Annotated in this window: 15 protein-coding genes; 11 read left to right on the top strand and 4 right to left on the bottom strand. The window is 64.8% G+C overall.

Annotated features, from left to right (window positions below):
* Window positions 1–556 precede the first annotated feature (556 nt).
* The 5 genes from ACO0M4_RS10800 to ACO0M4_RS10780 all read left to right on the top strand — a co-directional run bounded on the left by ACO0M4_RS10800 (window position 557) and on the right by ACO0M4_RS10780 (window position 8,267).
* Window positions 557–1,744: a pyridoxal phosphate-dependent aminotransferase gene (locus tag ACO0M4_RS10800; RefSeq protein ID WP_430369646.1), complete on the top strand. Its 1,188-nt coding sequence runs from the start codon at window positions 557–559 to the stop codon at window positions 1,742–1,744.
* A 39-nt stretch (window positions 1,745–1,783) separates the two neighbouring features.
* Complete coding sequence (locus ACO0M4_RS10795; protein ID WP_430369645.1) at window positions 1,784–2,278, top strand: flavin reductase family protein; 495 nt, start codon at window positions 1,784–1,786, stop codon at window positions 2,276–2,278.
* A 43-nt stretch (window positions 2,279–2,321) separates the two neighbouring features.
* A complete protein-coding gene (locus tag ACO0M4_RS10790) occupies window positions 2,322–3,590 on the top strand; it encodes a cytochrome P450 (RefSeq protein WP_430369644.1) in 1,269 nt (422 codons plus the stop codon).
* 142 nt (window positions 3,591–3,732) lie between these two features.
* The gene (car, locus tag ACO0M4_RS10785) at window positions 3,733–7,269 is read left to right on the top strand and encodes a carboxylic acid reductase (RefSeq protein WP_430369642.1); all 3,537 of its coding nucleotides are present in this window, start codon (window positions 3,733–3,735) and stop codon (window positions 7,267–7,269) included.
* A 98-nt stretch (window positions 7,270–7,367) separates the two neighbouring features.
* Complete coding sequence (locus ACO0M4_RS10780) at window positions 7,368–8,267, top strand: aldo/keto reductase (protein ID WP_430369640.1); 900 nt, start codon at window positions 7,368–7,370, stop codon at window positions 8,265–8,267.
* Window positions 8,268–8,711: 444 nt separating this feature from the next.
* Here ACO0M4_RS10780 and ACO0M4_RS10775 read toward each other — a convergent pair whose 3' ends face one another.
* Both ACO0M4_RS10775 and ACO0M4_RS10770 read right to left on the bottom strand, forming a co-directional pair.
* Window positions 8,712–10,190 carry an MFS transporter gene (locus ACO0M4_RS10775; RefSeq protein ID WP_430369638.1) on the bottom strand — a complete coding sequence of 493 codons (1,479 nt, stop codon included), beginning with the start codon at window positions 10,188–10,190 and terminating at the stop codon, window positions 8,712–8,714.
* Window positions 10,191–10,515: 325 nt separating this feature from the next.
* Entirely contained in the window at window positions 10,516–11,577 is a 1,062-nt protein-coding gene (locus ACO0M4_RS10770) for an LLM class flavin-dependent oxidoreductase (RefSeq protein WP_430369637.1), read from the bottom strand.
* A gap of 352 nt (window positions 11,578–11,929) precedes the next feature.
* On the opposite strand from ACO0M4_RS10770, the gene ACO0M4_RS10765 reads away from it, so the two are divergent.
* The 6 genes from ACO0M4_RS10765 to carB all read left to right on the top strand — a co-directional run bounded on the left by ACO0M4_RS10765 (window position 11,930) and on the right by carB (window position 21,750).
* Complete coding sequence (locus ACO0M4_RS10765; protein ID WP_430369636.1) at window positions 11,930–12,766, top strand: 2-amino-3,7-dideoxy-D-threo-hept-6-ulosonate synthase; 837 nt, start codon at window positions 11,930–11,932, stop codon at window positions 12,764–12,766.
* A gap of 34 nt (window positions 12,767–12,800) precedes the next feature.
* Window positions 12,801–13,913 (top strand): 3-dehydroquinate synthase II family protein, encoded by a 1,113-nt coding sequence (locus tag ACO0M4_RS10760; RefSeq protein ID WP_430369634.1) that lies wholly within the window; start codon window positions 12,801–12,803, stop codon window positions 13,911–13,913.
* Between the two features lie 63 nt (window positions 13,914–13,976).
* Entirely contained in the window at window positions 13,977–15,356 is a 1,380-nt protein-coding gene (locus ACO0M4_RS10755) for an aspartate kinase (RefSeq protein WP_430369633.1), read from the top strand.
* A 37-nt stretch (window positions 15,357–15,393) separates the two neighbouring features.
* Entirely contained in the window at window positions 15,394–17,157 is a 1,764-nt protein-coding gene (locus tag ACO0M4_RS10750; RefSeq protein ID WP_430369631.1) for a carbamoyltransferase family protein, read from the top strand.
* Window positions 17,158–17,339: 182 nt separating this feature from the next.
* Window positions 17,340–18,470, top strand: coding sequence for a glutamine-hydrolyzing carbamoyl-phosphate synthase small subunit (carA, locus tag ACO0M4_RS10745; RefSeq protein WP_430371337.1), 1,131 nt, complete (start codon window positions 17,340–17,342; stop codon window positions 18,468–18,470).
* On the top strand, window positions 18,463–21,750 hold the full coding sequence (carB, locus tag ACO0M4_RS10740) for a carbamoyl-phosphate synthase large subunit (protein ID WP_430369630.1): 3,288 nt from the start codon (window positions 18,463–18,465) through the stop codon (window positions 21,748–21,750). Before carA ends, carB begins: the two co-directional genes overlap by 8 nt.
* A gap of 78 nt (window positions 21,751–21,828) precedes the next feature.
* Here carB and ACO0M4_RS10735 read toward each other — a convergent pair whose 3' ends face one another.
* Both ACO0M4_RS10735 and ACO0M4_RS10730 read right to left on the bottom strand, forming a co-directional pair.
* Window positions 21,829–22,374: a PadR family transcriptional regulator gene (locus tag ACO0M4_RS10735; protein WP_430369628.1), complete on the bottom strand. Its 546-nt coding sequence runs from the start codon at window positions 22,372–22,374 to the stop codon at window positions 21,829–21,831.
* Window positions 22,375–22,496: 122 nt separating this feature from the next.
* Window positions 22,497–23,834, bottom strand: coding sequence for a helix-turn-helix domain-containing protein (locus tag ACO0M4_RS10730; protein WP_430369626.1), 1,338 nt, complete (start codon window positions 23,832–23,834; stop codon window positions 22,497–22,499).
* Window positions 23,835–23,910: the final 76 nt, after the last annotated feature.

Genomic DNA, 23,910 nt, shown 5'->3' with positions numbered 1-23,910 from the left:
AATCGCCCCTGACGGAGCCCGGTCCGATGCCCTCCGGTGTCGCGTCCGCGCAGGTGACGGCCGGCTCTCCGCACCAGGCGGGTGCCCGCTCGCCAGCCACGACGCAAGGCCGGAATTGGTTCCATGAGAAAAGGCCGGGCCGGACGCGATCGAGAACAGCCCTTGACGTATTCGCGCGTCGTCGCTTCCATGGATTGCATCGACAGGCCATAGCAGAAACGTGAATCACCCACCATTCCGGTTCGCTTCGAACCGCGCGTGGAGACTTTGATGCAGGTCGTCACAGAGGACGCGGTGCCACCTGAGGTGAAGGAACCGCGGATGGCGTCTCATTGAGCAGAGATTTCTTCCGAGGTACGCCCTGGCGTGAATTCTCGCACCACCATACGGCCGTTGGGCTTCGTGCTGAAGATTTTCCGTGCGAGACAACGAATTCGATTCCGGAGGGCGTCAGCACATACGCACTGCACGTCGGAATCCGGCACTCCGGCAGGCCCACAGATGAGTGCGAATCCCTTGAGACAGACTCGGGGGAAGTAGACATAGGGAAGCAGACATGCAGTCGACGCTAGCGAACGACGATGCTTCGGCGTTACCTGGGTCAACCCCGCTGCGCGCGGCGATGGGCAACACCCGGAGCGGGCGCCTCTCCCTGAACGAGATTCCGTACCGCATCCCTTCCGACGTCCTCCGTGAAATTGGTTCGGTCCTGCCGGACATCAACCGCCATCCGGACCCGACGTGCGCTCAGTTGGTTCAGACGATTGCCCGGCACCATGACTGCGCGCCGGACGACATCGTCGTCGGACCCGGTCGACTGGCATTGGCCACCGGAGTCGCCCTGGCCGCAGCCGCCGAAGAATCCGAATCGGAAATCATCTATCTTTCCCCCACCCTGGACGGAATCTCCACATCGGCACGGATCGCACGTATGAGCCCGATCTCCGTACCGCTCTCCGACGAATGTGCACTGGATCTGCAAAACATCGGCGACCTGGCATCGAACCGAACCGGACTGGTGTACCTCTGCAATCCGAATGAACCGACCGGTGTGGTGCTTGAGCGCCGGCACATCGAAAGGCTGCTGTACCAGTTACCGGCGACGACCGCTGTGCTCATCGACCAGACGTACGCGGACTTCGTCGACGAGCGGCCGGATGTCGATGTGACCGGCCTACAACAACGCCATCCGAATCTGATCGTCCTGCAGTCGTTCTCGGCGGCGGACGGACTGGCCGGTCTGCCGGCCGGATACGTGATAGCCAAACCACCGATGGTGCAGAAGATCCATGAATACATGCTGCCGTTCACCGTCGATACGATCGCCCAGGCGGCAGCGACCGCATCACTCAACAACATACGGCAGCGCGACCTGCGCATAAAGATAATCATCGAGCAGCGCGAATCCATGCATCGCGAACTGGCGAAATATGGGTACCGCTCACCGAAGAGCGGTACGAACTTTCTCTGGATCCCGCTCGGGCCGGCCAGCCTGGACTTCGCGGTGGCCTGCCGGGAGGCCGGCATCGACGTCCGACTGTACTCCCAACGCGGCGTACGAGTCACGGTGGGACGACCGGAGGAAAACCAGGAACTCCTGCGCGTGGCACGGGGTTTTGCCGTCGACCGTGACGTGTTGGGCGCTGCCCGCCATACGGCATACGGACACCACGGCACCCCGGAAGCGGGCGGCACGACGCACGGCCATCAGCCCTGCCCAGTGGGCGAGTTCTCGGGAGAGTAGAAACGCCCGATTTTCACCGGCAGTTGTTGGGAGACGGCAATGAAGCTGAACAGTTCCACGGTTTCCGTTGATCAGACCAAGCTGCGCTCCGTTTGCGGGCTGTTCTGCAGTGGGGTGACGGTCGTGACGGCACGGCACCAGGACAGGCCGGTGGGACTCACCTGCCAATCCTTCAGTTCGCTATCGCTGGATCCTCCCTACATCACACTGTGCATCGGGCGCGACTCGCTCACGTGGCCGCTCATCCGACAGGAAAATCGATTCTGCGTGAATATCCTGGCGGGCCATCAGGAAGGCATCTGCCAACAATTCGCTCGATCCGGTGGGGACAAGTTCTCCGGCGTGAAGTGGACCGAGTCGCCCAACGGATCCCCCTTACTCCATGGCGTCCTCGGTTGGATCGACTGCTCACTGGCCCGGGAGTTCGACGGCGGAGATCACGTCATAGCCATCGGACAGGTCACCAACCTTGACCAGGCCGAAGCAGATTCCCCTCTGCTGTACTACCGCTCATCATTCCAGCGCCTGCCCTGAACCTGGGGCCCCGCGTTCGTTCTCTCGGCACGGAGGCTGCACGATGACAACTTTCCGCTTTGATCCCCTGTCGGACAGCCAACTCGACAACCCATATCCGGTGTACCAGCGGATGCGCGACGAGTGCCCCATATTCTTTGACGAGATCAGGAACGTCTGGGTGGTGACGCGCCATGAAGACGTCTTGACCGTGGCACTCGATCCGGAGACCTACTCTTCGGAGAATGCCGTTCGCCTCTCTGCGGGAGATCAGCCCGATGAGGTGAGAGAGGTCCTACAACAGGGTTGGTCGCTGACGCCGAACCTGACCGAGAGCGACGGCGAGCAACATCGCCGACTGCGCGCCATGGTCGGTCGCGTCTTCACGCCCGGCAGGGTGGCGCAGCTGGATCCCTTCATTCGGAAGACCGTCGATGAGTTGATCGATGGATTCATCGACGCCGGGCACATTGACATCATCGAGCGGTATGCGTGGCCACTGCCACTGATCACCATGGGACAGATCCTCGGAATACCGCAGAATGACGTCCCCCAGCTACACCGGTGGAGCTACGACTGGCTTCGTTTGTCCGAATCAGCGCATCCGATATCGGATCGCACTGAGTATGCGCACAGTGTTGTTGCTATGCAGCACTACATCATGGATCTGTTCCAGGACAAGAAAGCGGCCGATGAGGACGACCTGATTTCACTGCTTCTGCGGTCTGCCCAGGAAGCCTCAATGGAGACCGTGCAGGTAATGCAGCTGGTGATGAACCTGATCATCGCAGGACATGTGACGGTCACCCGGGCGATCGGCAACGGCATCGTGACACTGCTGGACCATCAGCTCGACGTCCGAGAATCTCAGCTGGACGAGCAGCTCACGAAGACGATGGCCGATGAGATCCTTCGCTTTGAATCGCCGGTCCAAGGGCTGTTCCGCACCGTGACGACGGACACGGAACTCAACGGGGCACGGCTGCGCCGCGGAGACCGGGTCATGGTCCACTGGGGAGCGGCAAACCGTGACGAGCGGGTCATCTCCGATCCCGACCGGTTCGATGTCAAGCGCAGGGCTTCCCGGCACCACTTGGCCTTCGGCCGGGGCGTCCACGCCTGCCTCGGCGCCCCGCTCGCAAGAATTCAGTTGCAGACGGCCATCCCACGCCTCTTCGAACGCCTTCCCGGCCTACGACTGGCGAGTCCGGATTCCTGGCTCCGGGACCGCATCATGATCGCGCGAGGATTCGTGTCACTGGAGCTCTGCTGGGACCAGCATGAGGAGACGACTGACCGCATGCGACTCCGCCGGGAACAGAAGACCCCTTAGTGGCTGCCTGGGGATTTGTGCGCACGCGCGGACGCGCACGCTGGGCAATCGGCGGGCTGCTCACCTTGACGACAACGTAGCCACCAGCTCAGTGAGGCAGAACGCACGAACGGAAAGCGGTCACGGCCGGAAAGGTACAGCAATGGGGAAGACTTGGCGGATCAACGCCACACGCACGCAACTCGAAGCCAATCGGAAACGGCGCATCGCTCAGCTGTTGACGACTGAACCGGAGCTCGTTGAACGTAATGCCCTACCAGAAGTCTTCAAGGCAACCGCCGAACGCGGACTGCGGTTGTCCGAGATCATCAAGAGAACACTGACGGGATACGGCGACCGACCCGCGCTTGCCGAGCGCGCCAAGGAGTTCGTCTCCGTAGCCGGACGTACTGAAATACGACTGCTGCCCCATTTCGACACCATCACATACGGCGAGTTGTGGTTGCGCTTACGCGCGGTCGCCGCCGACTGGTATCACCATCCCCAGCACCCCCTGCGCGCCGGAGATTTCGTGGCCGTCCTCGGCTTTGCCGGGATCGACTACACCACCGTGGACCTGGCTTGCAGCCAGGTCGGGGCGGTCGCCGTACCGCTGCACAGCAACTCCACGGTTGCCCATATTCGCCCTCTGGTGGCGGAAGCGGCACCACGCGTCTTCGCCACGAGCGCCGAACGGTTGGAGACGGCGGTCGAAGCGCTGGCCGGAGACACTTCCGTCCGCCGGTTGATCGTCTTCGACTACCACCCCGAGCTCGACGAGCACCGTGAACACGTAGCGGTCGCGTGCCGGCGGCTGGCCGAGACCGGATCGTCGATTTCGCTGGACCTCCTCTCCCATGTCATCGACAGCGGGCGCGCCTTGCCCCCCGCTCCGAATCTGCCGGCGGAGAGCCCTACGGGAAAGACCTTGTCCGCACTGATCTACACCTCCGGCAGTACGGGCAGCCCCAAGGGCGTCATGTACGCGGAGTCGATCGTTTCCCTGATGTGGCGTCCAAACTGGGACACTCGCTGCCAGTTCCCCGTAATCACAGCCAACTTTCTCCCGCAGAGCCATCTCGTGGCGAGGAGGATCCTGGCCACGACCCTCGCGCATGGCGGCACCGCCTACTTTGTGGCCAACAGCGATCTGTCCACTTTCCTGGAAGATCTCGCACTCATACGGCCGACCGACCTCACCGTGGTACCACGCGTCTGCGAGATGCTCTTCCAGAGCTACCGGAGTCAGCTCGACCAGCGGGCCACGCGTGCCGAGTTGCGGGAAACGGACTACGCCGAGGTACTTGCGCACTTTCGGGACGAGGTGTTCGGCGGCCGCATCATCCGAATCCTGTGCGGTTCGGCCCCGCTCGCACCCGAGCTGGTCGATTTCCTCGAATCCTGCCTGGAGGTTCCGTTCCACAACGGATACGGCACCACCGAAACCGGGTTCCTGATGCTGGATCATCGCGTGCAACGGCCACCCGTATCGGATTACAAGCTCGTGGACGTGCCCGAGCTCGGTTATTTCACCACCGATTCCCCGCACCCTCGAGGAGAATTTCTTGTCAAAACGCAGCTGATCACCTCCGGCTATTACCAACGCCCCGACCTCACCGCCGAGGTGTTCGACGAGGACGGATTTTACCGAACCGGCGACATCATGGCCGAGATCGAGCCGGACAAGCTGGTCTACATAGACCGGCGAAACAACGTGCTCAAGCTTTCGCAGGGCGAATTTGTGGCGCTGGCGAAGCTGGAATCGATCTTCGCCGCCAGTCCGCTGGTGCATCAGATATTCGTGTACGGGAACAGTTCCCGCGCTTATCTGCTCGCGGTGGTGGTGCCGACTCATGCGGCAATCGAGCAGGCCGCCGACAAGACGGCATTGAAATTAGCGATCAGTGAGTCACTGCGGAGCATCGCAAGGGAGGCCGAGCTCAACCCGTATGAAATGCCACGTGATCTGCTCATCGAGACCGAGCCGTTCAGCCAGGAGAACGGCCTGTTGTCCGACTCGACCAAGCACATACGGCCACGGTTGAAAGACCACTATGGCGAGCAACTGGAGCGACGCTACGTCGAGTTGGCGGAGGGACAGGCCAACGAGCTGCGCGGGCTGCGGCATGACGTGAGCCGCCCGGTCGTGGAGACGGTCGGCCGTGCCGTGCAGGCACTGCTCGGCACGGCCGAGGGCGAACTGAACCGGGAGACGCGTTTCACCGACCTGGGTGGGGACTCGCTGTCGGCGCTGTCGTTGACAAACCTGCTGCGGGAAATCTTCGATACCGAGGTCCCGGTCGGGACGCTCATCGGCCCGGCCAACAGCCTGCGCCAGATCGCCGATCACATCGAACAGCTGCGCAGCCCGTCCACGGAACGACCCACGTTCGCCAGCGTGCACGGCGAAGACGCCACCGTGGCGCGGGCCGAGGACCTCACCCTGGACAAGTTCATCGACCAGGCAACGCTGACCGCAGCCACGGCACTCCCCCAGCCGACCGATATGCCCAGCGCGGTGCTCCTCACCGGAGCCAACGGATATCTCGGCCGTTTCCTGTGCCTGGAATGGTTGGAGCGGCTGGCCCCGATCGGCGGCAAGCTGATCTGCCTGGTACGCGGCACCGATGACACAGCCGCTGCCCAGCGCCTGGAACAGGCGTTGGACAGCGGGGACACCGAACTCAAACGGCGTTTCGCCGAGTTGACCGCCAACGGCACGCTGCAGGTGATCGCCGGTGACATCGGCATGACCAACCTCGGTCTGACCACGCATGCCTGGCAACGATTGGCCGCCACCGTGGACCTCATCGTGCACCCGGCCGCGCTGGTCAACCACGTACTGCCCTACCGGCAACTGTTCGGTCCCAACGTCGTCGGTACCGCCGAACTCGTCCGCATGGCGCTCACGGACCGGCTCAAGTCGATCAGCTACCTGTCCTCCGTGGCCGTCGCGTCGCACGGAGCACTCACTGTGGACGAGGACATCGACATCAGGGTGGCCGGCCCGGTGCGCCCGATCGACGGGAGCCACGCAGGCGGCTACGCCATGAGCAAATGGGCCGGCGAGGTACTACTGCGAGAGGCGCACGACCTGTGCGGGCTGCCGGTGACCGTGTTCCGTTCGGACATGATCCTGGCGCACGGCCGCTACACCGGGCAGCTCAACGTGCCGGACACGTTCACCCGCCTCGTGCTGAGCTTGGTCACCACTGGAATCGCGCCCCAGTCGTTCTACCGCACCAACGCCGCGGGCCAGCGGCCCCGGGCGCACTACGACGGGTTGCCGGGTGACTTCGTCGCCGCCTCAGTGGCCACCCTGGGAACCGGGGCGGCCGGGTACCGCACGTTCAACCTGGTCAACCCGCACGACGACGGCATATCACTGGACACTGTTGTCGACTGGCTGGGCGACGTCGGCATGGCAATCCGCCGGGTCGAGGACTACCGGGAGTGGTACAGGCTGTTCGAGGCCGCCCTACGGGCGCTGCCGGAGAAGCAACGACAACACTCTCTGCTCCCCCTGCTGCACGCCTACCGCGAACCGGCGACACCGTTGACCGGGTCGGTCGTCCCCGCCGTACGGTTCCAAGAGGCAGTGCGAGCCACCGGAATCGGGACGGCGAAGGACATTCCCCACCTGTCCCGGCCGCTGATCGAGAAGTATCTGACGGATCTACGGCAATTGCGCCTGATCTGACCTCGGGAATCCATGCCGGGGGCGGCCCACATGCGGACGCGGTGGTGCCGCCCGGCTCGCGGAAGCGGAAATCCTCATGGGAAAGGAAATACTCATTCGTGAACAGATCAATCGCCGAAGCCGTGGGGACATTTGAGATCGCCGGTAAGCCGGTCGCCAGGCTCGGCTTCGGCGCCATGCGGCTGACCGGGCGCGGCGTGTGGGGGCCGCCCGCCGATCGGGCCGAATGCGTGCGAGTGGTGAGGCGGGCGGTCGAGCTGGGTGTGCAGCTGATCGACACCGCGGACTCCTACGGCCCGCACGTCAGCGAGGAGATCCTCGCCGAGGCCCTCCACCGCTACCCCGAGGACTTGCTGATCGCCACAAAAGCGGGAGTGACCCGCAACGGCCCGGACATCATCGACACCGACCACGGACCGGTCCACATCGGATCGAGGGCCTGGCCACCGGTCGGGCGCCCCGAATACCTGCGCCAGCAGGCGGAAATGAGCCTGCGGCGGCTCCGCCTGGAGCTGATCGACCTGTTTCAGCTGCACCGGGTCGACCCCGCGATCCCGCTTGAGGACCAGGTAGGCGAGCTCGCCGACCTCAAGGCCGAGGGCAAGATCGCTGCGGTGGGGCTTTCCGAGGTCAGTGTCGAGCAGATCGAACGGGCACGGACCATCACCGAGATCGCCACCGTGCAGAACCGCTACAACCTCACGGACCGTTCCTCCGCGGCGGTACTCGAGTACTGCGAGGTCAACGGGATCGGGTTCATGCCGTGGGCGCCCGTCGCCGCGGGTGCGCTCGCCGGCCCCGGTGGCCCTCTCGATCGGATCGCCACCCGTCACCGGGCCACTCCGGCCCAGGTGGCGCTTGCCTGGCTGCTGGCCACTTCCCCGGTGATGCTGCCCATCCCTGGCACGGCCAAGGTCGCGCACCTCGAAGACAACCTCGCGGCGGCCACCGTGCGACTCGAAGCCGGCGAACTCGCCGAACTCACCGCACTCGGATAGGGCTGCGATCCCGAGAACAGCGATGAAGGCGGTCCTGATGCCGCGCGCCGGTGCGACCCACGATGCTTCAGGCAGAGACGGTCGGACCGTGGCCTCTGTCGTACCTGCCCAGGCCCTGCACGGGCCCCTTGCCGTGCTGGAGCGAGGGGCGTCGGGCGCCCGGAGCCAGTGGGGCGCCGTCGTCCTCCCCACCCCTGGCCGGCAGGCTCGACCCGCTCCGTTGAGCGGGTCGAGCCGAACGGCCCCCAGCTCCAGGCCAGGACCGACCGCGCCCCGATGTCCACGAGATCCGCCGGCGCCGGCTGCAGCCGCAGGTCCAGGCCGGGTGCCGGGCGGAACAGCGGCGAGGAAGGCAAGATCTCTACCTGCCTCGTCCCTGGCGTGGACGAAGGCCGCAAGCATGCGCTCGGCAGCACGGTCTGCTGCGGTGCTCTCGGCCGGCGCTCATGAGGATTCGGCTGGATTCTCGTTCCGGAACCAGGCGATGACGAACAACGACGCCACCAGGAGGACCGTGCCGATCGTCCGGTATCCCAGATCAACTGAGTTGACGAACCTGTCGACCATGTCCGTGTTGCCTCCGGTCAGCAGTCTGGAGAAGACAGACGAATGCGCCTCTCCGCCCGCGAGGTGGGAAAAGAAATGAGCCTGGATGATCGTCCCCATTGTGGCGATGCCAATCGCTGCCCCGAGCTCGCGCATAAGGCTGTTGAGGCCCGATCCGGCCCCGACACGGTTCGGGGGCAGGGAGCTGATGATGGCATTGGACAGCAGTGGCGCGGAGAGCCCGATTCCCGTTGCCATCAGCAGCAAGTAGACGATGAGAACCACATACGGCGTTGCCGCGGTCAGTGTTGACAGCAGATACGAGCCGATGACCAGGAACGCCATACCCGACGCAATCGTCCTGCGCGCGCCGATACGGTCGGCAACCCGCAGGCTCTTCGCCGAGACCACGGCATTCCAGAGGGGCATGGGAATCGTGGCGATGCCGGCCACCATCGGCGTGTACCCCTTGGCGAACTGTAGATACTGGGAATTGACGTAGAAGAGCGCGAACATCGCCAGGAATCCGACCATTACTCCGACCGTCCCGGCCCGAAGCTTGGGGATGCGGAAGAGCGCCGTGTCGAGGAGAGCATGGCTCTTGCCCCAGCTGCGCACCACATAGCAGACGATGACCGCGACCCCTGTGATTCCCGAGGCAGCAACCGTCAACGAGGTCCAACCCAGTTCGGAGCCCTCGATGATCATGTAGAGAAGGCTGGTCAGACCGACGACCAGGAGAGCCGATCCGGCGAGATCCACCTTCGTGTCCACATTCCGCGTCTGGGGCACATATGCCGCGACACAGATGGTGGCGCACGACGCCAGGACGGCGAACACCAGGAACATCATGCGCCAGCCGCCGAACTGCACCAGGGCCCCGCCGGCTGTGGCAGCCACCATACCGGCGGCCTGGACAGCGACTGTCCACCCCGTGATCGCCTTGAGGCGTTCCTGTTCCGGATGAATGTTGACGATGATCGACAACGTCGTCGAAAACACGAACGCCGCTCCCAGACCGGTCAAGAATCGCGCGGCAAGAAGCAATGCGATCGTCGGGGCCAGCGCGGAAGCCAGGCAGCCGATGACGTAGACGATGAGGCCCGCGAGCAGAAAACCTTTACGCCCATACCGGTCCGCGAGCGCGCCTGCCGGAACCAATAAGCAGGCGAAGACAATGGTGTACCCGTCGACGACCCATAATAACTGGGTCGCCGACGGATGCAGATCACTGGCAGAGATCGTCGGTATCGCAAGATTCATCACCGATACCATTCCCATGACCAGAAATGCTGCGCCTGAAGCGATGCGACGAGCTCCACGCCGACGCGGATGGCCAACTTGCGCCGTCGGTTCGACACCCGTAGTTGCTGTCACGAATCTCCCGCCCTCGTCTCGAGTCGAGCACCGCCCGGGCTCGACGAAGCCCGACTGTCGACTACCGAGTGAAACCAATGACTTTCGAGGCGTATACCTCGAAGCGAGGTCAGGAACTCTATACCTCGAAGCGAGGTACTGCCCAGCGGATGCCGGATCGGGACCCTGACCGCGTGACCGCAGGGTGTGACGAAGTGCAGGTACCGGCGGCGCGGGTGGCGACGGGGCAGGCCGCTCCCGTTCGCCACCCGCTGGAGCGGCGGAGCATCGAGCGCCTCCCCCGGACGCCGACTTCACTTGCCTACCGACGCACAGGCCCGCCGCGTCACTTGGGGAGCCGCGGCAGCACGTTCTCGCGGAAGCGCCGGAGGTTGCCGGCCATGTCGTTGAACGCCTGGCCGCCGTAGTCGATGTGCCACAAGAACGTGTCCACGGACAGCGCGCGCCGGAACTCAACGATCCGTTCCGTGACCGTCTCCGGTGAGCCGACGATCGCCGTCTCGATGAGATCGTCGTCGCTCATCTCTTTGATCTTCTTCACGGCCTGCGGGTACTTCGCGTAATCCGACGAGTGACTGTGCAGCAGAGATTCGGCGGCTTCACCGAACACCTGCCAGTGCGCCCGGAGTCGAGGCAGCGCCCTGTCCACCGCGTCCGCGTCCGTCTCACCGATCATCAGCGGGATGCTGATCGCGACCCGCGGCGATCCTCCGCCGACCTCCGAGGCCACCTGGAAACGCGACTTGTAGAGCTCCACATTCTCCCGGGCCTTGGGCAGTTCCTCAGCGCGCGGCGGAGACGCCATGAGCAGGTTCAGCCCGCGGTCACCCGCCCAGGAAAACGTCTCCGGCGACATCAGCCCGGCGACCCAGGTCGGCGGGTGCGGCATCTGAGTCACTGACGGAAGGGAGTTCACACCGGAGTACTGGAAGAACTCACTGGATTCCGAGACGTCTTTCTCGGTCCACAGCCGAAGGACGGCCTCGACTGTTTGCTTGTACCGCTGCCGGCTTCCTTCCATGGGCACGCCGAAGGTGTCGAATTCGTAGGGAAGGAAGGCTCGGGCGAACCCGACATCGAGTCGTCCGTGACTGAGGACATCGACCTGAGCCGCTTGAGCCGCGATCTGTACCGGGTGGTGGAAGGAGGCTTGTATACCACCGGTCATCAGGCGGATCGACCGTGTCCGGGCAGCCACTGCGGCCAGAAAAGTGAGGGGGTGCGGGCTGTACCCGCCGTATTCCTGCAGGTAGTGCTCTGTCATCTTCACATAGTCGAACCCCAACTCCTCGGCGAGGCAGGACAGGGCGAGCGCATCGTCGAGATACTCGGTCGCCGAACGCTGACTGCAACGGCAGTCCGGCAGGAAAGAGATGCCGTATTTCATGGTGCGAATACCTTCCGACGGCGTGTGAACGGAGGGCTGCATATGAAGGACGCTGCTGTGCGGCCGCCCATCTGCTGACCCGAGCCCAGTGCAACCATCGATGCTGGTCGGGCCAGTCGGCGCGGCACCGGCCCTCTGATGGGCCAGCTCGTGCGAGCGGAACATGGAGCAACCTACGCCGCACATGACGGACTGTCAAGGCGTTGTATAGGGAGCTTGTAAAGTCTCAACAAGCCTTGCCTGTAAGCGTGTTGACAAGGTGGTTGGTGTCTGGTCTTCTGGGATGTGCGACGCCGCAAATGCATCACGAAGACGCCGGTCAAGGCGTTTACCAGGGTGAGGTGTTGTAGAGATGGCCGAAGCATACTGCTGGGCTGGCAAGCACCGGCGTTTACAGCGCCTTCGTCATCCGGGCTCTGGGGCGATCTTCCTGGTTCCACTGGACCATTCACTTGCTGATGGTCCGGTAGCGGATACCGAGAAATTCGCTTCACTGGTCGAGGCGATGGCCAACAACGGAGTGGACGGGCTCGTCGTCCACAAAGGACGGGTTCGATTTCTGCGTCCGGAGCTGCTCCGGGACTTGAGCCTGATCGTGCACTTGAACGGCAGCACCCGCTATGCGCCGGACGCCAACGCGAAGATTCTCGTCGGCTCCGTGGAAGAAGCCGTGGCACTCGGCGCGGACGCAGTCAGCGTGCACATCAACATCGGTTCCAACAACGAAGCCGCACAACTCGTCGACCTGGGCAAGGTCTCCGACCAGGCGGCGCGCTGGGGCGTACCGCTACTGGCCATGGTCTACCCGCGCGGCCCCCATCTGACGAATCCCGCCGACCCCGCTCTGCTGGCACACGCCGCGAATATCGCGGCCGACCTCGGGGCCGACATCGTCAAGCTTCCCTACACCGGTTCGGTCAGCACGATGGTCGATGTCGTCCATGCCAGCCCGATCCCCATCGTGACCGCCGGCGGTGGGGTGGTCGCCGAAACGGAGAAGCTCCTCGACGGCATCACCGACGCGATGACCTCCGGCATCGCCGGCGTCGCCGTCGGACGCAACGTCTTCGCCGCCGACGACCCGGGACGGACGGCACACCTCATCGCGCAGCGGGTACACGCCACCGCTCCACCGCCGGACCTCCTGCCGGCGGAACGACAGATGGACTGCGAAACAACATTTTCCTGAGCCACAGGCAATCGGACACGAGTTGAGGGAGAACATGAAGTCTGCCTACATCGATCTCCGTGACTGCACCGGCGAACTGGCGAATGCCGTCATCGAAGAGAGCGCCCACCTGGGAGTCGAGGGCGTCGTCGTCGACGATCCGGAGCTCGCCAAAAACGTACCCCCGACGCTGCGCAAGGTCGCCATCGTGGCGCCGGAAACTCCGACCAGCCTGATCGACCAACTCGTCGACGTGGTCGACCTCTTGGTCGCCGATCACAGCATCGTCGAGAAGTTCCAGGGGCTGCGTCCCCACCTGAAGACCGGTGTCCTGGTGAAGGTGCTCGGCGAGGAGACGCTCAACCTTGCCTGCAAGGTCGCCAACGAGGCGGACTTCACGTTCGTCGAATTCCAGCAGGACCCCAGCAAGATTCCGCTGGAGATCCTGTTGGCCGCTGCGGACCGCGCCGAGGGCTCGATCGTGACCTTTGTCGAGGACCTTGAGGACGCCGTAGTGACGCTCGGTGTCCTCGAACGCGGATCCGATGGAATTCTGCTGCGGCCGCGCCGGGTGGGTGACGTCTCCGAGCTGGTGCGCGTGTGTCATGAGGACACTGCCTCGCTCGCCATGGAGGAATTCGAGATTGTCAAGCTGACACATCTCGGGCTCGGTGATCGGGTCTGCGTGGACACCTGCACCCGACTCAGGCAGAACGAGGGCATCCTCGTCGGTTCGTACTCAACCGGCCTGATGCTCATCAGCAGCGAGACACATCCGCTCCCGTACATGCCGACACGGCCGTTCCGGGTCAATGCGGCAGCACTTCATTCCTACACGCTCACGCCCGGTAACCGCACGCAGTACCTGTCGGAGCTTCGATGCGGCTCCGAGGTTCTCGCGGTGAGCACGGACGGAAACGTTCGACGCGTCATCGTGGGACGCATCAAGATGGAAACCCGTCCGATGCTCCAGATCGAGGCCCGCACCTCCGACGGAACGCTCGTCGACGTAGTGGCACAGGACGACTGGCATGTCCGTGCACTCGGGCCGGGCGCAAGTGTTCACAACATCACCGAACTCCGGCCGGGAGACCGGATTCTCGGACATACGCTCACGGACCAGCGGCATGTCGGATACGCCATCCGTGAGTTTCTCCACGAACAGTAAGTTCCGCGCGTCGGCGGCACATTCGACGTTCTCGTTTTTCGGTGGCGAAGGAGAGTGCACAACGTGGCACGCATCGTGCAGAAGTACGGTGGCACATCAGTCGCCACCGCCGGGAAGATCACGGAAGTGGCGCGGCAGGTCCGAGCGACGCGGGAAGCGGGGCACGATGTCGTGGTCGTCGTCTCGGCCATGGGAGGCGCCACCGACGAGCTGCTCGCACTGGCGTCCAGCGTGTCGGAGCGTCCCGATCTCCGCGAACTCGACGCCCTGCTGTGCACGGGTGAGGCGAAGTCTGCCGCGCTGCTTTCCCTCGCCCTGAACCAGCAGGGCGTCACCAGCCGTTCGTTCGGCGGCCCTGAGGCCGGTATCCGTACCGATCAGCGGCACGGCGATGCCTCGATCGAGAAGATCGAACCGGGTCAGCTGCGCAGTGCCCTGGCGAGTGGCGTCGTGCCCGTGGTCGCGGGCTTCCAGGGCGAGGCCGGCGTCGGCGGAGCGCGGACAACCCTGGGCCGGGGCGGATCGGACACCACGGGCGTGGCGCTGGCGGCCGCGATCGCGGCCGATCACTGCGAGATCGTGACGGATGTGTCGGGTGTGTATACAGCCGACCCCCGCCAGGTCACAGGAGCCCGCCGGCACACCGCGCTCTCGTACGAGGAAATGGCGGAGCTCGCCGCAAGCGGTGCGAAAGTCCTGGCTCCGAGCTCCGTGGAGTATGCGCGCACCCACGGTGTCGACCTGAAGGTGCGCTCGTACGAGTCCGTCTCGGACCCCGGCACCTGGGTCGGCAACCACCGGCCGTGCAATGTCCGCGACACCGACGACTCGTGGATCGCGGCACCGACTGGTCGGCCGATCACCGGGGTCGCCAGTCAACACGGCCTGGTGCGCTGTGTGTTACGGCGCATCAGTGCGGATTCCGCGAGACGGGCATTCGCCGCGCTTGCCGAGCACCGAATCGAGATGGATCTCTGCCGCTACGGAAATCTTGGCACCGAGGGCGTCAGCGATGTTGCGTTCACCTTGTCCGCGGCGGACTCGGAGGAGGCACGTTCCCTCCTCACCGGTGTGGCCCTGCGTGGCACGCTCGACGAACTGCACTGGACGTCCAACCTCGCGCGGTTGTCAGTCGTCGGTATGGGGCTCGGCCGCGAAGCGGACTCGGTACCGGCGATGTTGCAGGCCCTGCGCTCCGTCGATGCGCTCGGCACCGATCTCGTCGTCGCTCCCCATGCACTCAGGGTGCTCATCCGCGAGAGCAGCCTTTCCGACGTGGCCCAGAGTGTCCATGACGCATTCGTCGACGGTCCCTCCGCACCGCGGCTTTATCCGGTGTCGAACCGCGAACTCCCGGCACAGCGCAGTGGTGAGCACCGCAGGCGTGCGATCGGCGAGCCACGTCGAAGCTCGGATGTGCCGGCGCTCACCGCCGTTCACTGAACAAACCCGTCGTCCTTGATCCCAGTTGGAGAATTCAATGTACGTGATGGGGCTCAACCTCGGTCACGATCGATCCGCCTGCATCGTGAAAGACGGCGAGATCGTGGTGGCCGTCGAGGAGGAACGTCTCGACCGGTCGAAGCACTCACCTGGATTCCTGGTGCACGGTTACGGCGGCCGACTAGAGCTGTCCGAGTACCTCACCCGCGTTCTGCCCATGAAGGCCATCAACTACTGCCTCGAGGCGGCGGACTTGAGCGTCGACGACCTGGACCTGGTCGTCGGAAACAAGTCGATCTACGACAACGCCCTGAAGCGCATGCTGCTTGAGTTCCCCATCAAGGACAAGAGCAAGCTGCGGATCCTGCCCGCGCCCTCCCACCACCTCGCGCACGCCTACTCGGCGTACTTCGCATCGCCGTTCGACGATGCCGCGGTTCTGGTCGTCGACGGTGTCGGCAGCCTCACCGAAGACGGCACGGGATTCGAGAAGCACACGATATTCGACGCGCAGGGTCACTCCATGAAGCGGGTGTATGGCGACTCGTTCCCCAAGGACTACAGCGAGGTCGGGATCGGCCTGTTCTACAGCTTCTTCTCGTCGAAGCTGAGCTTCGTGACCCGGTACGGCCATCCCACCTTCGGGGACTTCGGGTGTGGCGGTTATCCGGAAGCCGGGAAGACCATGGGCCTTGCGCCCTATGGGCAGCACCGTCCGGACTGGCCACAGCTGCTCCACCTGGACGCGGGCAAGGTGAATGCGCGCACTGCGGACTTGGAAGATGCCTGGCGCCGCTGGCTCAAGGAAGACGGCGAAGGATTTGACAGCAGCCAGCGTGACAGCTGGGACCATCCGTTCGCGAAGGACGTCGCCCGCAAGGTGCAGGAGGAAACCGAGGAAGCCCTGCTCTACCTTGCCCGGCACGCACGGCAGATCACGGGCCGACGTCGACTGTGCTTCACCGGTGGCGTTGCGCTCAATTCCGTCGCCAATGAGCGGATCGCCAATGAGAGCGGCTTCGACGAGGTGTACTTCTTCGGGCCTTCGGGCGACGACGGCGTCGCCATCGGATCCGCGTACTACGGGTACTACGCGCTTGCCGGCGGCGAGAAGCGGCACCACGTGAAGTCCGCGTCACTGGGCCGGGAATACGGGCGGGACGCGATCGACGAGGCGGTGCGCGAGGCCGGCGGAGCCGTTGAGGCACGGCAGGCCGAGGTGTCCGAAGTGGCCCGCCTGATCGCCTCGCACCACACGGTCGGCTGGTTCCAGACGGGCTCGGAGATCGGCCCCCGGGCGCTGGGACACCGAAGCATCGTGGCGGATCCGCGGCACCCGGAGATGCGGGACTACCTCAACCACGTCGTGAAGCACCGGGAATTGTTCCGGCCGTTTGCGCCGTCGGTGCTGGCCGAGCGGGTCTCCGATTGGTTCGACAGCGATCGGGAGAGCCCGTTCATGCTCCTCGTCCCGCATGTGCGGCAGGGCAAGGAGAACGTCATCCCGGCGGTGTGCCATGTCGATGGAACGGCCCGTGTGCAGACGGTGCACCAGGAAACCAACAGCGCGTACCACGCGTTGATTTCCGCCTTCGCCGATATCACTGGCGTCCCTCTGGTCCTGAACACGTCGTACAACGACGCCGGCGAGCCGATCGTGGAGACTCCGGCCGACGCGATCAGGACCTTCCTCAACACGGAGATCGATTATCTGTACCTCGGAAATACGCTCCTGAGCAAGCCGAGCCGCTCGCTGCCCGACAGCCACCCGAGCCGGCGGCCGGTCGAGGTGCCGAAGTAGTTCCGGACGTTACGGCCGACAGAACGGCGCTCTGGAGCGGAGTCGAGAAGGCCACTCCGGCACTGTTCTGTCGGCGTAATTTCGCGACCGCCGCAGGCCCGCATGAGGGTCGTTCACGCTGACATCTCATAACTCATCTCACGTGGCTGGTGGAGATTCCATGAATCCCGTCTGTGAAGAGGATGGAAATGGCTAGAGCCGCAGCGGCACTGGTGCTGGAGGACGGCCGGGTCTTCGGCGGTGAGGCATTCGGACGCGAGGGGTCGTGCCTGGGCGAAGTCGTGTTCACCACGGGAATGACGGGTTATCAGGAGACGTTGACCGACCCGTCGTACCACCGCCAGATCGTGGTGGCCACGGCGCCACACATCGGCAATACGGGGTGGAACGACGAGGACAACGAGTCGCAGCGGATCTGGGTGGCCGGCTACGCGGTGCGGGAACCGACACGGGCGCCGTCGAACTGGCGCTCACGTTGCCCTCTCGAAGAGGCGTTGGCCCGCGAGGGAGTGGTCGGCATCGCCGGGATCGACACCCGCTCACTGACGCGGCATGTGCGGCAGTTCGGCGCGATGCGCGGCGGAGTGTTTTCCGGTGCCGCGCTGGCCCCGCGGACGGAGATGGTCGAGCGAGTCCGGGCCGGCCGGGCGATGGCCGGCGCGGATCTCTCGGGAGAGGTCACCACGGACGCGCCCTACGTGGTGCCTGCCCGGGGCAGGAAGCGTTTCACGGTGGCCGCGCTGGATCTGGGGATCAAGACCAGCACCTCGCGGATGATGGCGGACCGCGGTGTGGAGGTTCACGTGCTGCCGACGACGGCGACGCCTCAGGAGGTGCTCGCACTTGGCGCGGACGGGGTGTTCCTGTCCAATGGGCCGGGCGATCCGGCGACCGCCGATGCGCAGGTGGCGTTGGTACAGCAGGTCCTCGACCGTGGACTGCCGCTGTTCGGGATCTGTTTCGGCAACCAGATTCTGGGGCGCGCGCTGGGGCGCCGTACCTACAAACTGCGCTACGGACATCGTGGCATCAACATTCCCGTCATCGACGCTGCCACGGGCCGGGTATCGATCACGTCGCAGAACCACGGATTCGCCGTGGAAGGGGAACCGGGCGAGGAATTCACCACCGCATTCGGCCGGGCGAAGGTCTCGCATCACTGCGCCAATGACGGAGTGGTGGAGGGCCTGCGCCTGCTGGAGCGTCCGGCGTTCTCCGTCCAGTACCACCCGGAGGCCGCTGCCGGCCCGCACGACGCCGCGCCGCTGTTCGATCTGTTCGTAAAGCTCATGGAGGGGGACATGGATGCCTAAGCGGACCGACATCGGGCACATCCTGGTCATCGGCTCAGGCCCGATCGTGATCGGACAGGCATGTGAATTCGACTATTCCGGCACGCAGGCGTGCCGGGTTCTACGCGCCGAGGGCATCCGGGTATCGCTGGTGAACTCGAACCCGGCGACGATCATGACCGATCCGGAGTTCGCCGACGCCACCTATATCGAGCCGATCACGCCGGAGTTCGTGGAGAAGGTCATCGAGGCGGAACGCCCGGACGCGCTCCTCGCCACCCTGGGTGGCCAGACGGCGCTGAATACCGCGGTGGCGCTGCACGAGCGCGGGGTGCTCGCCAAATACGGGGTGGAACTGATCGGCGCGGACATCGAGGCGATTCGCCGGGGGGAGGACCGGCAGCGGTTCAAGGACATCGTGCGCGCCGTCGGGGGCCAGGTGCCGGAGTCCGCGGTGTGCCGGTCGATGGACGAGGTGCGGGCCTTTGTGTCCGAACACGCTCTGCCGGTAGTGATCCGGCCGTCGTTCACCATGGGCGGCCTCGGCTCCGGCATGGCGCACACCACCGAGGAGCTGGGACGGATGGCGGCTCTGGGGCTCGCTGAGTCCCCGGTGCACGAGGTGCTGATCGAAGAGAGCGTGCTCGGCTGGAAGGAGTACGAGCTCGAGCTCATGCGCGACCACCAGGACAACGTGGTGGTGGTCTGCTCGATCGAGAACGTCGACCCGATGGGCGTGCACACCGGCGACTCCGTGACGGTGGCACCCGCGATGACGCTGACCGACCGCGAATACCAGCACATGCGCGACATGGGCATCGCGGTGCTGCGCGCGGTCGGCGTCGATACCGGCGGCTGCAACATCCAGTTCGCCGTTCACCCGGAAACCGGGCGGATGGTGGTCATCGAGATGAACCCGCGGGTGTCGCGGTCATCGGCGCTGGCGTCGAAGGCCACCGGATTCCCGATCGCCAAGATCGCCGCGAAGCTGGCGATCGGCTACAGCCTGGACGAGATACGCAACGACATCACCGGCGAGACCCCCGTGTCCTTCGAGCCGACCCTGGACTACGTGGTGGTCAAGGTACCCCGGTTCGCGTTCGAGAAATTTCCCACCGCGGATGCGGGCCTGACCACAACGATGAAGAGCGTCGGCGAGGCCATGGCGATAGGCCGCAGCTTTCCCGAAGCTCTCGGCAAGGCACTACGGTCGATGGAGACCCCGGGCGCGGGCGTGTGGACCGGGCGCGCCCCCGAGGGCGTCTCTCTCGCAAGCACCCTGAAGGCGCTGCGGACAGGGCACGACGGTCGGCTGTACACCGTGGAACGGGCCCTGCGGCAGGGCGCCACCGTGCGGCAGGTGCACGAAGCCTCGGGCATCGACCCGTGGTTCCTCGACCAGATCGCTGCGCTGGTCGACCTGCGCGCCGAGGTGGCCCACGCGCCGGTGCTGGATGCCACGCTACTGCGTCGCGCCAAGGGTGCCGGCCTTTCCGACCGCCAGATCGCCTTGCTGCGACCCGAGTTGGCCGACGAGGACCGAGTGCGTTCGCTGCGGCACCAGTTGGGCGTGCGGCCGGTGTTCAAAACCGTCGACACCTGCGCGGCCGAATTTCCCGCCAGGACTCCCTACCACTACGCGGCCTACGAGTCCGACCCCGGCGCCGAGAGCGAAGTCGCCGCGCAGCGGCAGCGGCCCAAGGTGATCATCCTCGGCTCCGGGCCCAACCGCATCGGGCAGGGCATAGAGTTCGACTACTCCTGCGTCCATGCCGCCATGGCGTTGCACGAGGTCGGTTACGAGACGGTGATGGTCAACTGCAATCCTGAAACCGTCTCCACCGACTACGACACCTCCGACCGCCTGTACTTCGAACCGCTCACGTTCGAGGACGTGTTGGAGGTGGTGCACGCCGAACAGACCTCGGGCACCGTGGCCGGCGTCGTCGTCCAGCTCGGTGGCCAGACTCCGCTCGGTCTGGCGCACCGGCTCGCCGACGCCGGAGTGCCGGTCCTGGGCACCTCGCCCACGGCGATCGACCTCGCCGAGGACCGTGGTGCGTTCGGGAAGGTCCTGGCCGCCGCCGGGCTGCCCGCACCCCCGTACGGCACCGCCGCCAGCTTCGCCGAGGCGAAGCGCATCGCCGACGACATCGGCTATCCGGTGCTCGTGCGCCCCTCCTACGTGCTGGGCGGGCGCGGGATGGAGATCGTCCATGACGAAGCCTCCTTGGAGAGCTATATCAACCGGGCAACCGAGATCGCCCCCGAACACCCGGTGCTGGTGGACCGCTTCTTGGACAACGCCATCGAGATCGACGTCGACGCGCTCTGTGACGGCCGCGAGGTCTACCTCGGCGGCATCATGGAGCACATCGAACGGGCCGGCGTGCACTCCGGCGACTCCGCCTGCGTCCTGCCTCCCCCCACCCTCGGCAGGCAGGAGGTGGACGCGGTCCGCCGCTCCACCGAAGCCCTCGCACGCGGCATCGGCGTGCACGGCCTGCTCAACGTCCAATACGCCCTCAAGGACGGCGTCCTGTACGTCCTGGAGGCCAACCCGCGCGCTTCCCGTACCGTGCCCTTCGTGTCCAAGGCGACGGCCGTGCCCCTGGCCAAGGCCGCCTCACGCATCATGCTCGGCGCCACCCTGGCCGACCTGCGCGATGAGGGCGTCCTACCGGCCACCGGAGACGGCGCGGCCCTGCCCGCCCGTGCCCCGATCGCCGTCAAGGAAGCCGTCCTGCCGTTCCACCGGTTCTGCACCCCCGAAGGTCGCGGCATCGATCCCCTGCTCGGCCCGGAAATGAAATCGACCGGCGAAGTCATGGGCATCGACGTCACTTTCGGACGGGCCTATGCGAAGAGCCAGATCGCGGTTCACGGGGCGATGCCGGTGCAGGGTTGCGTCATGCTCTCCCTGGGCGACCGGGACGAGAGCCTCGGCGTCCTCCTGGCCCGGCGCCTCGCCGGTCTGGGCTTTCGCATCCTGGCCACGCAGGGCACCGCGGCATTCCTGTACCGCAACGGGCTGGACGTAGCCGTAATGAAGGGCGGTGACGGCGAAGAGCAGTACGCCCGGCGCATTCAGGACAATGACATCAAGCTCGTCATCGACACCTCCCATGGCCAACAACCCGCGCACGCCGGCGAACGTGAACTCCGCTCCGCGGCCGTCTCGCGGGGCATCCCCTGTGTCACCACCATCGAGGCTGCCGAGGCAGTCGTCCGAGGCATCGAAGAGGCCAGCGCAACGGAACCCGAAGTACGGGCGCTCCAGGAATGGCACCGCTCGAACTGACGTCGACGTCAAGGGAATCATGGCCCGATGGCGGCAATGCGCCACGGGTGACTGCGGAGAATCACAGGTTGCGGCGGCTCATGCCCTACTCGCTTCGCTTGAGAGTTCGGCAAGTACGGTGTCCAGCCAGGCGATTTCGGCCCGACGCGATTCCCTGGAAACCTGGAGCATGCCCTTCCGGTATCTGTCAGGTGTGTCCGCTGCGCGGACCAGCTTGCCGCCCTGGGTGAAGTAGCTGGCGGGCTGGTCGAGGAAATCCCGGCGACGTTGCAGCACCACGGCCTGCTCCCGCACGTCCGGTACATGACCGAGAAAGGCAAGCACCACATTGAACCGATTGCGATCCGTGATGAACTTCTCGCCGGGGTTCCGCAATCGCTCGAGCAGCTGATCCTTGCCTCGGCTCGTCAACGACAACGTATGCCGCTGACGTACGCTCCCCGTAGCTCCATGTTCCAGGTGACGCGTCAGGAATCCATGACGTTCCAGCCGATTGATCGCCGGATAGAGCGACCCGTCACTGACCGGGCGCACGTGGCCGGTCAGCTGAGCAACGCGCGTGCGCAGCTCATAGCCATGAAGTGGGGCTTCAGCGAGGAAGCCCATGATCGCCAAGTCGAGCATGGGATGGTTCCGTCCGGGAGTGTCCTGGCCAGGGCAGCCACCGTTATACCCCGGTTCGAAGTACGGCGGAACAGAAGAACCGCGCGAAACGGTTCCATCCCATGCGAATACCGCGCCGAAGTTCAGGTACCGCGGGGGACTCTCAGCGTCTTCGACGCGGTGCGGTAGACCGACAGCGCGCCGGAGGCGTCACCCGCGTGTTCCAGCATCTCCGCAAGCTCGAACAGCGCGTTCGCTCCCAGCCAGCCGAGTCCCATATCGATCAACAGGGCGGATGCGCTCTCGTAGGAGTCCTGCGCCTGCTGGTACTGACTCAGGTCGCGAAGCGCCCGGCCGATGGTCAACACCGTCTGCGCCCGGCTCAACCGGTACGCCGCAGGCATGGTGGCCAACGCCTCGGTGGCCGTGCGGTGAGCCTCCTCTGATTCCCCGCTGTTCAGCAGGATGTTGGCGAATCCCGCTGTGCCCAGTGCTGCGTCGACCGCGGTGCCGTGTCCCTGAAGGCGTTGCACGGCCGGGCGCACATCCAACTGCAGCTGCGCCGGAATCCGCCCACCCTGGTACGAGATATGCGCCATGGCGGTCACGGCGACGCGATCGGCGGCAACTGCACGGCTTTCCATGACCTTCGTATGGAGAGCCTCGACGAGAAGGGCGTGGGCGCTCTCCTGATCGCCGTTCTCCTCCGCGGCCCGGGCAGCCTCGGAATACGCCGCCACCTGAACGTCACGGGAGAGGAACGCTGTAGCAGCCTCTTCAACCGCTCCGGAATCGATATCCGTCCGGCCGTCGTCTCCGCGGCAATGATGGGTGTACTGCACGCTGCTCGCCAGTTCAACGGCAGGAGGCGTTTCATGAACTCCCAGAGTCCGTGCCTGCGCCAGGGACTCGACGCCGAATGTCACTGCCTCGTCCAGCCGACCAAGCTCCAGCATGCACCTCGTCAGGGCCGTTGCGCAGACGAGCCACTTGTGAACCCATCCCGAACCGCGCTGCCGTTGATGGAGATCGAGCCATTGTCGATAGAGTTCGACCGCTCTGTCCAGCTCACCGAGATGCTCACAGGCGTGCGCCAGTCTATGGATCGCCTCCATCTGGTCCGCTACCGAGTGAACGGCATTCTCCAGCGCCGCCTCGAAGATGTCACAAGCCGCTGAAATATCTCCGTCGGCAAACGCCAAATCGCCCTGCAACAGGCTGATTTGAGTTGCATAATCAGGTTCGGCGATATCGGTTGCACGCGGCTGCGCCGAGACCTCTTGGGCGCTGGACAGAACCTCCGGAGAGACATCCAACCGTGCGGCGATCCTCAATATCACCTCGGAGGTCGGAGGTCTCTTTCCATTCTCCAGCAAGCTGATGTAACCAGCGGACAACCCTGGTTCGGCCAGGTCGTTTTGAGAGAGACCCCGCTGGAGTCGAAGCGACCTCAGCTTCTGCCCAAAGTTATTAGTCGTCATGCTCCAGAGAATCTCTTCGACTCATGGCGGCCTCCTGAACGAAAGGATTCTCTCCGTTCGGCGTTCCACTCTCCAG

This window comes from Streptomyces sp. RGM 3693 (assembly GCF_050471125.1).
Classification (GTDB): Bacteria; Actinomycetota; Actinomycetes; order Streptomycetales; family Streptomycetaceae; genus Streptomyces.
Note: the sequence above shows the minus strand (reverse complement) of the source record. Positions and strands in the feature narration are given on the sequence as shown.